The sequence below is a fragment of the Salibacterium halotolerans genome, from assembly GCF_900115625.1.
In the GTDB taxonomy this organism is placed as follows: Bacteria; Bacillota; Bacilli; order Bacillales; family Marinococcaceae; genus Salibacterium; species Salibacterium halotolerans.
On record NZ_FOXD01000004.1, the window covers coordinates 58,789 to 72,898 of the forward strand.

The 14,110-nt window shown below is 46.9% G+C and carries 15 protein-coding genes and 1 pseudogene; 12 read left to right on the plus strand and 4 right to left on the minus strand.

The window, feature by feature from the left end:
- Positions 1-111: 111 nt before the first annotated feature.
- From BM124_RS04730 to BM124_RS04765, 8 genes and pseudogenes are all read left to right on the plus strand, one after another.
- On the plus strand, positions 112-1,011 hold the full coding sequence (locus BM124_RS04730) for an NAD(P)-dependent oxidoreductase (protein WP_093335649.1): 900 nt from the start codon (positions 112-114) through the stop codon (positions 1,009-1,011).
- The gene (locus BM124_RS04735) at positions 992-1,966 is read left to right on the plus strand and encodes a tripartite tricarboxylate transporter substrate binding protein (RefSeq protein ID WP_170840964.1); all 975 of its coding nucleotides are present in this window, start codon (positions 992-994) and stop codon (positions 1,964-1,966) included. The genes BM124_RS04730 and BM124_RS04735 overlap by 20 nt, the downstream gene beginning before the upstream one ends.
- 74 nt (positions 1,967-2,040) lie before the next feature.
- On the plus strand, positions 2,041-2,499 hold the full coding sequence (locus tag BM124_RS04740) for a tripartite tricarboxylate transporter TctB family protein (protein WP_093335653.1): 459 nt from the start codon (positions 2,041-2,043) through the stop codon (positions 2,497-2,499).
- Between the two features lie 13 nt (positions 2,500-2,512).
- Positions 2,513-4,018 carry a tripartite tricarboxylate transporter permease gene (locus tag BM124_RS04745; protein WP_093335654.1) on the plus strand — a complete coding sequence of 502 codons (1,506 nt, stop codon included), beginning with the start codon at positions 2,513-2,515 and terminating at the stop codon, positions 4,016-4,018.
- A gap of 18 nt (positions 4,019-4,036) precedes the next feature.
- Positions 4,037-4,474, plus strand: a complete 438-nt coding sequence (locus BM124_RS04750) for a hypothetical protein (protein ID WP_093335655.1) — start codon at positions 4,037-4,039, stop codon at positions 4,472-4,474.
- Between the two features lie 32 nt (positions 4,475-4,506).
- Positions 4,507-5,652, plus strand: coding sequence for an MFS transporter (locus BM124_RS04755; protein WP_093335657.1), 1,146 nt, complete (start codon positions 4,507-4,509; stop codon positions 5,650-5,652).
- 101 nt (positions 5,653-5,753) lie between these two features.
- Positions 5,754-6,605 (plus strand): MurR/RpiR family transcriptional regulator, encoded by an 852-nt coding sequence (locus BM124_RS04760; RefSeq protein WP_093335658.1) that lies wholly within the window; start codon positions 5,754-5,756, stop codon positions 6,603-6,605.
- A 190-nt stretch (positions 6,606-6,795) separates the two neighbouring features.
- Positions 6,796-7,609: pseudogene (locus tag BM124_RS04765) on the plus strand (GMC family oxidoreductase N-terminal domain-containing protein); the annotation flags it as partial.
- Between the two features lie 196 nt (positions 7,610-7,805).
- Here the strand turns inward: BM124_RS04765 and BM124_RS04770 are convergent.
- Positions 7,806-8,702 (minus strand): LysR family transcriptional regulator, encoded by an 897-nt coding sequence (locus BM124_RS04770; RefSeq protein ID WP_093335660.1) that lies wholly within the window; start codon positions 8,700-8,702, stop codon positions 7,806-7,808.
- Positions 8,703-8,828: 126 nt separating this feature from the next.
- On the opposite strand from BM124_RS04770, the gene BM124_RS04775 reads away from it, so the two are divergent.
- The 3 genes from BM124_RS04775 (at position 8,829) to BM124_RS19475 (ending at position 10,841) form a co-directional block, all read left to right on the plus strand.
- Positions 8,829-9,713 carry a DMT family transporter gene (locus tag BM124_RS04775; RefSeq protein WP_093335661.1) on the plus strand — a complete coding sequence of 295 codons (885 nt, stop codon included), beginning with the start codon at positions 8,829-8,831 and terminating at the stop codon, positions 9,711-9,713.
- Positions 9,714-9,775: 62 nt separating this feature from the next.
- Positions 9,776-9,931, plus strand: coding sequence for a hypothetical protein (locus BM124_RS18780; RefSeq protein WP_170840965.1), 156 nt, complete (start codon positions 9,776-9,778; stop codon positions 9,929-9,931).
- A gap of 70 nt (positions 9,932-10,001) precedes the next feature.
- Entirely contained in the window at positions 10,002-10,841 is an 840-nt protein-coding gene (locus tag BM124_RS19475; protein WP_280139711.1) for a methyl-accepting chemotaxis protein, read from the plus strand.
- Here BM124_RS19475 and BM124_RS04785 read toward each other — a convergent pair.
- From BM124_RS04785 to BM124_RS04795, 3 genes are read right to left on the minus strand one after another with little or no spacing between them, the layout of a single operon-like run.
- Complete coding sequence (locus BM124_RS04785) at positions 10,807-11,163, minus strand: GGDEF domain-containing protein (RefSeq protein WP_093335663.1); 357 nt, start codon at positions 11,161-11,163, stop codon at positions 10,807-10,809. The genes BM124_RS19475 and BM124_RS04785 overlap by 35 nt on opposite strands.
- The gene (locus BM124_RS04790; RefSeq protein WP_093335664.1) at positions 11,138-11,896 is read right to left on the minus strand and encodes an EAL domain-containing protein; all 759 of its coding nucleotides are present in this window, start codon (positions 11,894-11,896) and stop codon (positions 11,138-11,140) included. Before BM124_RS04790 ends, BM124_RS04785 begins: the two co-directional genes overlap by 26 nt.
- On the minus strand, positions 11,897-12,202 hold the full coding sequence (locus BM124_RS04795; protein ID WP_093335666.1) for a hypothetical protein: 306 nt from the start codon (positions 12,200-12,202) through the stop codon (positions 11,897-11,899).
- 247 nt (positions 12,203-12,449) lie between these two features.
- Between BM124_RS04795 and BM124_RS04800 the strand changes: the two genes are divergently transcribed.
- On the plus strand, positions 12,450-14,105 hold the full coding sequence (locus BM124_RS04800; protein ID WP_093335667.1) for a thiamine pyrophosphate-binding protein: 1,656 nt from the start codon (positions 12,450-12,452) through the stop codon (positions 14,103-14,105).
- Positions 14,106-14,110 lie beyond the last annotated feature (5 nt).

Consider the following 14,110-nt stretch of genomic DNA (forward strand, 5'->3'; position numbering starts at 1 on the left):
CACATTGGCCGAAAGCCGAAATATCGAAATTCTATTGGTACAGTCTTTTTTTGTAAGCGCAATCAAACAGAAAAAGAGTATCTATATTTCATTTGGATAGGAGTTACAAAAATGAGAATCGGGTTTATAGGTTTCGGAGAAGTAAGTTATGAATTGTCCAAAGGATTCAAAGAGGAAAGTGTGACAGAAATATATGCGTACGATCCATTATATGACCGGGAGGAGGTGAAAGAAAAAGCGAAAGAACTGGGTGTCGTATTATATCCGGATCCCGTGCAGGTGGCACAGCAGCAGCCGGATGTGCTGATTACAGCTGTCCCCGCTCAGCACGCATGGGACGCCTGGGAAAAAGTCAGCCTCGGACCTCTGCATGAAGACACCATCTATGTCGATGTCTCCACAGCCGGTGCCTCCGTAAAAAACACAGTTTACGAGCAATTGTTAAATAAAAATCATTATTTTGTGGATGTTGCGTTAATGGGACCGCTTCCGGTGTTTCAGCACAGAGTGTCTGTACTTGCGAGCGGGAGCGGCGTGGATGCCTTTATGGAACGAATGCGGCCCTTTCACATGAATATTGAAAAAGTAAGTGATCGAACAGGCGATGCCACCAACATCAAATTTATCAGAAGCATTTATACCAAAGGGTTGTCGATGCTGTTTCAGGAAGTACTGCAATTATCTTATAAATTGGAACTAAGTGACATGATTATCGAATCAATATCTCAAACCATGGATGAAAAACCATTCAAGGAAATCATGAACCGTCTTGTTACCGGCAGTGCTATTCATTCCGAACGCCGCGAAGCGGAGATGTCCAACGTTGTATCGTTCATGGAAGCCAATGATGAACGTCCCATTATGGCCGAAGCTATAAAAGAAAGACTGGCCGATTTAACGTCGAAAGGCTTAAGAGAGACGTTTCACAATGAAACCCCGGAAAGCTGGAGAACCGTCATGGAAGAAATTAATAAAAAGGGAGGAGTCATTCATGATGAAACTCGTCAGTAAAACAGGTCTTTATGCGTCAATCATGGCAGGAATTCTCGTATTGGGCGCATGCGGAGAACAGAGTTCGTCTGGAGGGTCCGACGGGAGTTCCAATTATCCCAATGATGAAATTCAAATCATTGTTCCATTTGCAGCGGGCGGGGCAGCGACAACGACCGCAAGGATGATCGCGGATAATATGGAAGAACATGTCGGCCAGGATATTGTCGTGGAAAACCAGGAAGGCGGCAGTGGAACGGCTGGACAACAGGCCGTCGCTTCCGCAGAGCCGGACGGTTATACATTGCTGCTGGCCACCAATTCTGTGATCACCAATCCGATATTCAGTGAGACCAGCTATACCCATGAAAGCTATGAACCTATCGGACAGGTGGTAAGCGATGTGTCTTATCTTTATGTGCCGCAGGATGCGCCCTACGATGATTATGAGTCCTTTATAACTTACGCTGAAAACAATCCGGGCGAAGTAACCATTGCCACATCCGGAGCGCAGGCTTCTGATAATTTTGCCGCGGAAGATTTGATTGAAGAAGAAGGCATAGATGCGAACACAGTCCCGTATGACGGGGCGGCGCGTGCTGTCAGTTCCGCCGCGGGCGGTCATGATGCAGCTGCGATGAGCAGTTTCTCCGAGGCGGAAGGCCAGGTGCAGGAAGGCAATCTGAAACCAATTCTGGTCTTCAGCAGCGACAGTTCACAGGATTATCCGGATTTACCGACGACAGCCGATCTTGGATATGAAGGAATTACAGATGAGTCCTGGAGAGGCCTGGTGGCACCGGAAGGAACCGACTCCGAAATTATTAACTTCTTGACCAACAACTTGGAAAAGGCTTTCAACGAAGAAGATTTCCAGCAGTCCATGGAAAACCAGGGTATGACCACACGTTTTCGAAATGGGGAAGAGCTGACCGAGCTGATGAATAGTCAATTTGAACGGTATAACGAAGAGTAACGGTACGATGGGTCTCTGCCGGACGGAAGAGGCAGCGGCCCATTCTCTTATACATTACCTACAGGAGGCCTGTGATGAGAAGCTACAATTTTATATTCTCGGGAATCATCATTATTCTGGCACTGACTTTTTACTTCTGGGGAAACGCGTTTTCCGCTGATGCCGGACAGTGGCCGCAGTTTTTTGCCATCACCATGCTTCTTTTATCGGTCCTGTTAATCGTTGATACGGTGATTCACCCTGACCGGGAGAAAGAAACAGATGAGGAGAACAAAGAAATCAAACCCCGGATCTACGATCATAAGGTGTTTGCCTCGGTCGCTCTATTAATTCTTTACATTTTCATTATGGAACGAATCGGCTTTTTACTAACAACTCCTTTTTTCCTGGCTTTGCTGTTGTGGTTTATTCAATACAGGCAGAAAGGAAAGCTGATTGCCGTGTCTGTTGGAACGACGATAGGTATCACGGTTGTTTTTCAATTTCTGCTGGGAGTACCTATTCCCCAGGGGCTGCTGGAAAATTGGTTTTAAAGGAGAATGACAAATGGAACTTTGGTTAAACGCTGTCGCAGATGTTTTAACAATCACGAATCTATCCATTATATTATTCGGCACCTTGTTCGGAATTATCATGGGATGTCTGCCGGGAATGAGTTCAACCATGTCTGTTGCGATTATCATTCCTTTTACATTCACCATGGATCCGGCAAGTGGCATTATACTGCTTTCAGCAATCTATTGTGCTTCGGTTTACGGAGGCTCGATTTCAGCTATTTTGTTGAATACCCCTGGCACCCCGGCCGGCGCTGCGACGGTTCTGGACGGTTATCCACTGTCCCAGCAGGGAGAGACCGGTAAAGTTCTCGGGGTCTCCGCTGTTGCTTCCGGTTTGGGTGGCATTATAAGCGCGATTATTCTATCCACCACGGCGCCGTTTCTGGCGGATCAAGCCCTGCGGTTTGGAGCGGCGGAGTACTTTGCGGTAGCGATTTTCGGCATTTCCGTCGTATCCAGCCTTGGAGGAAAAAATCCTATAAAAGGATTGATTGCAGGAGCATTCGGCGTCTTGATAGCGACTGTGGGACTCGATCCCATCGTAGGCTATCCAAGGTATACCATGGGACTTCCTGAGCTGAACGGCGGTTTTTCTCTGATACCGGTTTTAATCGGCCTGTTTTCCGCTTCTCAGTCTTTCATGCTGATAAAAAGTGTGGGGCAGGAGAAAAAACAAACGGTCAAAGATGTATCGTCTCATTCGCGCCCCTCGTTCGGAGAAATTTTCAAACTGCTTCCCAATATTTCCCGTTCTTCTCTCATTGGAACATTTATTGGAATTATTCCAGGGATCGGCGGTGATCCTGCAGCCTTTGTCGCCTACAATGAAGCGGTCCGCTGGTCGAAAAGGCCCGATCAATTCGGGAAAGGGGAAATCGGCGGTGTTGCCGCGCCGGAAGCCGCGAATAACGCGGTTACCGGAGGGGCTCTTATCCCATTATTAACACTGGGGATACCGGGAAACACCGTGACGGCGATCCTGATCGGAGGTCTCTTGATACACGGGCTGCGGCCGGGGCCGATGTTGTTTGAGGAAAATGGCGATGTGGTGTACGCCTTGTTTTTCAGTTTAATGATAACAAACATTTTATTTATGGCTTTCGGTCTGGCATTTACCAAGTATTTTGCCGCTGTGTTAAAGGTGCCTGCTGTCATTTTAGGACCGATTATCCTGATGCTGAGTATTGTAGGGGCGTTTGCCATTCAGAACAGCTATTTTGACATATGGGTTATGCTGGCTTTTGGCGTTATCGGGTATATATTCCGGCAGTTGAATGTTCCCACGACTCCTATTGTTTTGGCTATCATTTTGGGACCCATCGCAGAAGAGAGTTTCCGCCAGGCTTTATTACAATCCGGCGGCGAGCTGACTATCTTTATGACCCGGCCGATCACCGCGGTGTTCCTGCTGTTAGCTGTTATATCGTTCTTCACACCGTTTGTGAGAAATTATATACAGAATAATAAAGGAAAGAAAGCGGATACCCAAGCGTAGACGAAAGTGGGGGAAGCAATGACATATCTTACTATAAAACCCGCCAATGTACTTGGCGTATCGTATCATTCATTCCATGCCTTCCTTCAGGAGCTGACATTTAGAGAGTTCATTCAGTTTTTCCTTTCCGAGAACAGTAAAGGAGAAAACGGCATGCTGGTTCAGATGATCCGGGAATCGCTGGACGAAAAAGAAGAGGCGCTTGTGCTGGAGCGGATTGATTATTATAACAACAACGGAGGGGGCGTGTTGTGGAAAGAAAGGGCGGATCAGGTGTTTGAAGACTTTATCAGGAAATGTCCGACCGGAATTCAGGAAGGTCCGGAAGAAAATAATGTCGTGATAATGTTCGTCCTTGCAGCGCTCCATTATGTTTTTACAGCTTACACGAATAAACGTTTTCGAAAGCAGGCAGGTTTCAAAAAGTATCGTTCGTTAAAACCATTTAAGGTTTGAAAGAGTAACATGGAAAACTGGCGGAAGATGATATGAGAAAAATGGATAAGAAAGCCTGCTTTATTTTAATCAGTTCAGCCTTGTTTATGTTCAGCGCAGCGGGGACCCGTCCGCTGGTTCCCCTTTTCTCGAGGCATTTAGGGGCTTCTCCTGCGGATATCGGCATCATTGTTGCTGTGTTTTCCCTGCTGCCTTTGTTTCTTTCCCTTCATGCCGGGAAGCTGGTGGATAAGATGGGTCCGAGGTACCCTCTGCTGGGCAGTATCTGTTTTGGCGGAATAGCATTGACCATTCCCTGGTTTATAACCAGTCTGCCGGGCATTTATGCTTCCCAGATCATGATGGGTGTGTCGCAGATGATGTTTGTTGTCGCTGTCCAGGCTTTTGCGGGGATGTTTGAGCAGGAGAAAGCAAGGGAATTTTATGTATTTATCTTCAGCATCGGAGCGGCGCTTGGAAGTTTTGCCGGCCCGTTATGCAGCGGGATTATGTCGCAACATCTGGGATACGCATTGACTTTTGCACTGGCAGGATCTCCCTTGTTTCTCTCGATGTGGTTTGTTTTCTGGTTACACATGAAAGCGCCCCAAAGCCTCAACATGAAACAGCCCGGCCGTTATATGGACTTTTTGAAGCAGCCGCGCCTGCGTAAGGCTTTTTTAATCAGTGCGCTGGTTCTGCTGGGAAAAGAAATGTATATCGCTTATTTTCCTCTGCTGGCCGAAGAACACGACCTTTCCAATGCATTTATAGGGGCGGTTGTATCGGTTAATGCTGGGGCGGGTGTTCTCATCCGATTTCTTCTCCCTGTTATCGTCCAAAAATGGAGCAGAGGCTTTGTGATCTGTGCCTCTGTGGCGGCCATCGGCATGTTATACGTTCTTCATCCTTTTTTAGAGCATGCCGCTGCTTTTCTGGTGGTTTCTTTCGTCCTCGGTTTGTGTCTGGGGATCGGCCAGCCTTTGTCCATCTCCGCAACCATCAGCGAACTTCCTGCCGAAAGAGTAGGAGAGGGGCTTGGCGTACGTTTGTCAATCAATAAACTCACTCAGGTGGTTATGCCCGTCTTTGCGGGAGCTGCAGCGAATGTCATCGGAATAGCTGGAGTGTTTTACATTATAGGAGGTATCGTTCTGCTGGGTTCCACAAAAACCAACATGGATAAAGACACTTTTTGATTATGCACACATGAAGTGTTAAAGTAAAAACTATATAATGAATCCTACTTTTTATCTATGTATGGAAGGAAAAATAATGACATGTATACGGAGAGAGAATCATGGATAATCCACTTGAAAACGTAAAAAACAATATTGCGGAGTTGACTGCCGCACAGCGTAAAGTTGCCGACTATATTATCCAGCATCCGTCGGAGACTGCCTTCTTGACCGTGGATCAACTGGCCCGCGAAGTGGGTACGAGTACCACAACCATCATGAGGTTGACTTTTCATCTGGGGTATACCGGCTATTCGGAGTTTCAAAAGGGGATGCAGGGGGTTCTTCGTAACAAGGCTGCTCCCCACACACGCCTGGAAACGAACCTGCAGCATATGGATGACAGTGACTTATGGGGTCACACCGTTAACAGACATGTAGAACAAATTGAAAATATGAGAGGTCTGATATCCACCGATTATCTCGATACGGTCGTAGATGAGGTGCTGGACGCTGGCCGCATATTCTGCACCAGTGTACGGAGTGGTCTTCCGGTGGGACAGTATTTGACGCATGGGTTGAATCGAACGCTTGGTAACACCCAGCTGGTGATCGCCGATATGAGTGACTGGATTGATGAGGTTATCCACATGAAGGCTTCGGATGTGATCATTGCGACCAGTTTTCCGCGGTATGCCCAGCGCATCATTGACTACGTGAAAGAGGCGAAACAAAGAAATGTTACTGTCATTGCCATCACAGATAGTTATTCGGCTCCCATTGTGGAATACGCCGATTACATTCTCCCCTGTGATTCAAGCAGCGCCGCTTTCCACAACTCCCCTGTAGCAGCCATGATTGCAGCGGATTATATTATCAGCGCAGCAGCTATCAGAAATTCCGAAAAAACACGGGAGCGGTTGGATGAAGTGAACAATATACTGACCAATATTCAGTATCATCACAACAGATAAGAAACCGCCTTTGCATGCTGGGATATGGACTTTTACAGCAGAATAACTTTCTGCTGTTTCTTTTTTGTTGGGGTCCGAGAAGCTGAACGGTGACTGGTAGAAGAGGCATGCGTTTTGTGGATGACCGTCAGAAGGCAGACCTCTTCTATTCCAAGATCAACCGAGGAGGAGACCATCCGAAGTGGTTTCTGATGTGAATGGTTTCCGCCAGGAAGGTTTCGCACCGTTTGATAAACATGTGTACAAAGGCAGACGGATGTCCGTGTCACGTGCGTACCTGCGTCCGGTCATGAAACGGCAGAATCTCACGGTGAAGACGCGAGCGTTTGTGAAAAGCATTGATTTCAACGGCACAAAGGCGGACAGCATCACCTATAAGCGGAACGGAAAGACGCATCAAGTCTCTGCCGGAGAAGTCATTCTTGCCGGAGGGGCCATCAATACGCCGCAGCTGCTGCAGCTGTCCGGGGTAGGGGATGCCGGGCATCTGCGTTCTGTCGGCGTGGAACCCGTGGTTGATCTTCCGGGGGTCGGCGAAAACCTTCAGGATCACCTCGAAGCCTATATTCAATACAGCTGCCCAAGACCTGTTTCCGAGCAGCCTAATCTAAAGAAAACACGGATGCCGTGGATCGGTCTGCAGTGGCTGTTTGGCCGCAAAGGACCGGCGGCAACCAACCATTTTGAAGGCGGCGGGTTTGTCCGTTCGAACGAAGATGTTCCCTACCCGAACCTGATGTATCACTTCCTGCCGGTAGCGGTACGTTATGACGGCCAGCAGGCGGAAACCGAGCACGGATTCCAGGTACACGTCGGCCCGATGTTCTCCGATGCGCGCGGGTCTTTGAAGATTCGTTCGAATGATCCGAAAGAGCATCCGAGCAAACTACCTTTCCACCGATCAGGACCGCCGCGAATGGTTGGAAGCCGTACGTGTGACACGCGACATTATGGCTCAGCCGTCGATCGCTCCCTATAATTCAGGAGAATTTTCACCGGGACCATGCTGGTTTCTACCGCCACGGTGTACACGAACCCGATGCAGGAATTAACAAAAAGCAAAAAGTAAAGAAATCAAAATAACACACTTCGTAAGAAGGCCTCTTTTGGAGAGAGCCTTCTTTTTTTGCCGGAAAAAAGTCCGGTCTGTGCATCATCACGTTAGTAACTCGCAAAGAGCCGTCTGAAAAGGGGAAGGAGTTATTCTGCTCGAGAGTTTCCCGTATGAATCCATGAAGTCACAAAGTCCTTAAATTTCCGTGCAGCAGGGGAAGGCTCTTGAGTTGATCCAATACTGATTGTCCGGTGGCAGTCCTGTTCCAGATCAAGACTTTTCACTTCAGGGGGCAGATTGTGCAGCAACATCTCTGGAAGAATGCTTATTCCCATGCCATGCCGCACCATGGATATAATGGCATAATCGTCCAGCAGTTCAAAAGTGACATCTGCTTTTATCCGATGATTCTTAAAATATTGTTTCACGTCATGATATCCTTCATACCGGCGGCTGCCGTATCTCGGCATGATAAACGGTGCTTGTTCCAGTTGGGTGAAGGAGATGCTTTCCTGGTCGGCATACTCATGGTCGGCAGGAACAATACAAAGCAGTTTTTCACGCTTCAGCATTGTTTGATTCAGATCTTCAGCTCTCACCTGACTGACAAAGCCGCAATCAATCTTTCCCTGAAGAAGCCAGTCTTCAATTTCTTCATAGTCCCCTTCATATACTTCAATCGTAATCCCGGGATACTTGGTATTGAATGTTTTAAAGATGTCCGGCAGCCAATAGGAGGAGACGCTGGTGAACGTACCTATCCTTACTGTGCCGATATCCAGTCCACGGATAGCATTGGCTTCTTGAAACATTTTTTCATTCAGGTACAGCATTTCTTTTATGTATTCGAGCATTCTTGCTCCATTTTCTGTCAAGGTAAGACCGGACCTTGCCCGGTTTACTAAAGAAAATCCGAGTTCTGCTTCAAGAGCATTCATTGCATGGCTTACAGCTGACTGTGTCAAATGGAGCTTTTCTGCTGCTCTTGTAAGGCTTTTTGTTTCGGCTGTTTTTCGGAAAATCTCATATTTTGCCAGTGTCATATCCTTCCCACTCCTTCATGAATATAGTTCATGTAAAAAATGAATAACATTCGTTTTATTAATGGTAATTGTACTTTTAAAATGAATGCAGAACAAATGAAGAGTGCAGGAGAAAGGAGAAAGTGTATGAATATGCGGCAAAAGGCCGATGTCATGATGGTAATGGTGACGTTTTTCTGGGGAAGTTCCTATGTATTTATGAAAATGGGGCTTGGCTCTATGGAAGTATTCAACCTCATTGCTCTCCGGTTCGGCACGGCATTTCTCTTCGCCGGACTGATTTTTCATAAACGATTACGGAGAACAGATGGAAGAACCATCTTATCCGGAATGATCCTTGGATTTCTTTTATATCTTATGTTTTCGTTTATTACCGCCGGGGTACAAACGACATCTGCTGCCAACGCAGGCTTTATTGTCAGTCTGGCTGTTATTTTTGTTCCACTGCTGTCGTTTGTGTTGTTTAAACAGAAAATCAGTCTCCACACGGGTTTTGGTATTGTTCTGGCTCTGTTTGGTGTCGCCGTTTTAACGTTAAAGCTGCAGTTGGAGACTAATCCAGGGGATTTGTTATGCATGCTTGGCGCACTGAGCTATGCGGTTTATATACTTACGGCTGCATCTCTTACAAATCATTTCGATACTATACGTCTGGGAGTAATCCAGCTTGGTTTTGCGGGTTTGTTCGGCTTCATGTCATCCATGATGTCTTCTGAAAACTTTGTACTTCCGGGATCGGCAAAAGCCTGGATTGCTGTGCTTGCGCTTGGTATCGTATGCAGTGCGGTGGGATTTACGGTGCAAACCATATCACAAAAATACACGACACCGACGAATACAGGTCTCATCTTTTCATTGGAACCTCTATTCGCCGCTGTTTTTGCTATGTTGATGCTGGGAGAGGAATTAACAACGAAATCATATATCGGAGCGGCTTTCATTATGGCTGGAGTGATGTTATCACGTATCGATATAAAAAAATGGATACAGAGCAGAATAAGAACGGCTTGATAGTCTTCCCCCTGAAGACAGAAAGGTAAAAAAATGCTGTTATACAAAGATATGTTGTATTTTTGCAGGCTGCTGATCTGCTTCCCGCTCAGGAAGTCGTAAACATTTCGGTGGTGGTTATGAAAGAAGACCCTGCCGTGGAAACGATTGAATTGGTGAAGAAAAGAAGAGTCGATGGCATAGCTGTTTGTTTCGAGCGGAAAGATTTATTTTTCTAAAATGGAGTGATCAAGAATCATATTATTTCTTCCGATATTACCTCTGAAATTACTTTGAGGAGTGTTTATTGTGGGAAGAGCAGAAGACAGTGAAATAGTACAGGCAATTATTACGGCGATTCCATATATTAAAGAAGTACTTCGGGAAGATACCATGTTTAATGTCTATGATCATGAAAAATTTCTGTATTATTCGCCCAGTAAAGAGCTGCATTTGAACATAAAGCCTGGTGATCCGGTGCCGGAACATCACAAGAATTTCAATGAGCTGAAAAGAGAGGAACCAACGATAGTAAAGAGTGGACCTGAGGTATTAGGTGTTCCGTTTCAAAGTGCCTCCTTCCCGATTAAAGAAAATGGAGAAATCATCGCCGGCATTAGTGCCGGGGTCAGTACAAAGCAGATGGAAGAGTTCTCGTCGATTATCGAGTCGATGGATTCGATTTCGGAGTCTCTGGTCGGTAAAGTGCAGCACATTGCCGCGCATTCGGAGCAGTTATCGGCGACCACCGAACAGATTTCGGAAAATACGAAAACAGCGGTGGAACAATCCTCCAATATCACAGAAGTGACAGGGACCATCAAAGGCATCAGTGATCAAACGAATCTGCTTGGTTTAAACGCAGCGATTGAAGCCGCCCGTGTTGGAAAAGAAGGAGCCGGATTCGGAGTGGTCGCCAATGAAGTCCGCAAGCTCTCCAACGATTCCAAAGAAGCAACTGTGCGCATTGAAGACACACTGAATGAAATTAAACAATCCATCAGCAGAATGGAGAATGACTTTCAGGATATCGCCAATTCCACCCAGGAAGAAGCGAAGCTCGTTACCGATTTCATGTCCGAAATCGAAAAGCTTAACGAAACGTCCAATAATCTCAAAAAATACATGGAAGAAAACATATCTCTATAAGTGGCACGTCCGCTTGCATAAAAAAACAGAGCTTTCGGCTGTCGTCGAAGGCTCTGTTTTGTTCAGAAGGTAGAGGATGCTGCTTTTTTTCATACATTTTGTGATCAGCAGCGTTGTACAGAGACTGGAAATCGTCGCAGTATTTTTGATAGGGAACGAAGCCAACAGAGGCACCGACCGGTACACCGATTTCTCTGCCGGCGGTGTGATGGGATAACACTTCCCCCGCTTTCTGGAGAATGGAGTCGCCCGCTTCGTGTCCGTATCTGTCATTAATGATTTTGAAATGATTCAAATCAAGCACGCCAAAGACACCGCTCACCGCCGGCCTCCTCTAATGCTCTTACCGGCTTGCTCTGCGGCTTGGCAAAATAGTATCCTTGAAATAATTCATATCCCATTTCCGCCAGCATGTCCAAATCTTCCTTGCGCTCGACTCCTTCAGACAGTGCCCGCGCGCCGGTCCTTGCAGCCGTATTGAGGAGAGCATGAGCGGCTTCCTGTTTGATGGTGTCTTCGGTGATACCGTCCACATACTCCCGTGCCAATTTCACAATGTCAGGCTGCAGATAGTCTGTTTTCTCTATATGATTGACACCGGTGCCGACGTCATCCAGGGCATATTGAAAACCGGAAGCTCTATAATGATTAAGAATATTTTTCAGGTGCCCCAGCTCCTGGACTTCGTCGCTTTCCACGACTTCAAACACAACATTGCCCGGGTTGATGCCGAGCTTATCAATCAGCTCAATAGTCGTGGACAGGCAGTGTTCGGGGGCATAGATGGCGGTCGGAATGAAATTGATAAACACCATTTTCTCCTGCACCGCCGATGCGTTCTCCACTGCTTTCAACCGGAAAGCCCGGTCCAGTGAAAACAGCCGGTTTCGCATGCGGGCCGCTTCAAGCATGTGGAATGGTGAAATGGTGCTGCCATCTTCTGCTATGCCGCGTGCCAGAATTTCATGACCGATAATTTTCAGATTGTCTCCGTTTTTCTTCACGATCGGCTGATAATAGGACGTGATGTTTTGTTTGTCGATGATGTCATCAATTCATCCCGCCTGTTTTTGTTTATGCAGTTCCGAAATGGGCTGCAAGGTGTTCCAATCCACCTCATCGTCGGTTTTCATCGTGGACACAGCAAAAATGTTGGAAGCATCAAAGTGCGCCTCCAGATAATCAAGCATGTCAAAAACGACCGTTTCCTCCGCCCAAAAGCTGGTTTCGTCAATTTGTGTCCATAGACTGCTGTCAAATGATGCAAAGTAAGGCATCAATGGTTTTATGTCCTGCTGGTTTTTAAATGTTACGGTGTATCCTTTGTGCTGCGGCATACAGATATCGCATCCGTTTTTCATGTCGTACCCTCCAACCAAATTGTGCGTTCTCAGATTCATACCCGGATTTTCTATAAAATAAGCATAAAAAACCAGGAAAAATGATTCATTGCAGTGAGAGAAAAATGATTTAGTTTGTTGAATGACTAAGAAACTTTTCGCGATAAATACAAAATTAATATGGAAGATGTAATATTTTGTCCGATAATAAGTAGAGAGCGTCGTTAGTCCTAAGAAAAATTATGAAACAGGATGGTGAAAAGTATATATGCCAAAAGTTTCATCTATGATAGTGGAACAGGTGATGAAAATGGGATGCAGGCACGCGTTTGGTATTCCCGGTAAACCTGTTGTACCGCTGATACTTGAGATGGAAGCACAGGGAATGGATTTTGTGTTGACCCGTCATGAGGGCGGCGGTGGTTATATTGCTGCCGGATATGCGATGCAGCATGACACACTTGGTCTTGCTGTAGGAACGTCGGGCCCGGGTGGTACGAATCTGTTAACCGCTGCCGGCCAGGCAAAAGCCTATCACGCCCCGGTTTTAATTATTACCGGGCACCCTCCTTTACAGGAAACCGGGAAAGCACTGGGGCAGGATTCGAGTATGTTCGGCACGGATTTGACAGAGTTGTTTAAGCCTGTAACGAAATTCAGTGCCAAAGTGGAAGACAGCCGTTCTTTGAAAAACTATCTGCATCATGCCTTCCAAAAAGCACTAACCGGTGAAAAAGGCCCGGTTCATCTTTCTATTCCGCTTGATGTATTGACGGCGGAAGTGGAACCATTTGATCTTTCCGGTATGCAGATGGAGGAGCACATGGTATCCATGAAGCTGACAGAGATGGAGAATGCCTTACAGGAGGCCCGTCAGCCGGTTATGCTGTTGGGAAAAGGAGTACATATTGCAGGTGCCTATGAAGAAGTCCGGCAGGCAGCGGAGCAGTGGGACATTCCAGTCATGACAACACCTGGCGGCAAAGGAACGTTTCCGACGAAACATCCATTATCGCTCGGTGGTTTCGGACTCGGAGGAACACTGGCGGCCAATGCCTATCTGCAGGAGGGAGCGGACGTGATGGTCGTTATCGGCTCCACGTTGAGCGATATGTCCATTGCCGGGCTGAATGAAGCGATGTATCCAGAAAAAATCATCCAGCTCGATTATAATGAAACGTTTGCCGGAAAGTCTCTTCCGGTGGAGACGACGCTTGTGAAAGGAGATGCTAAAACCAACCTCCGTTATCTTCTGGACCATGCCAAAACGGAAGAACCTCCCGAAACGCGCGACTTGGCGCCGTACTGGGAAGAAGAAACAATAGCAGTATCCGCAGTGATAAATAACGAAAAAGAAAAGCATTCCAGGCTTTCCACCGCAGCCGTGATGGCACATCTGCGGGAGCTGCTTCCGGGTGATACGGTCGTTTACGGGGATGACGGCAGCCACACGTTTTATGGTATTAAATATTTTGATACGGTACAGGCGGGCACCTTTTTCTTTGATGACGTGTTCGGAGCAATGGGGCACGGCATCGGCTTTTCGATAGGTGCGAAAGTGGCAGCACCTGAGAAAAACATTGCCTGCTTCACCGGGGATGGCTGCATGCTCATGCACGGGACGGAGGTTTCTACCGCGGTGAATCAACAGGCGGGCGTTTTGTTTTTCGTTTTTAATAACGGTATGCTTGATATGGTAGACAAAGGTATGAAGAATAATCTTGGCAGGTCCGCCGGTGTCCGTTATGACACAGATATGAATGCGGCGTTGTTTGGAGAATCACTCGGCGCAGCCTCTGTGCGCTGCACCACAATGGAAGAGATAGAAACGGCCTGCCGCTCTGCGTTACTTAGAGAAGGGCCTACAGTTATTGAAATTGTAGTGGATAAAGAAGAGACGCCGCCGACGATGGCGCGGGGCTGAACGTA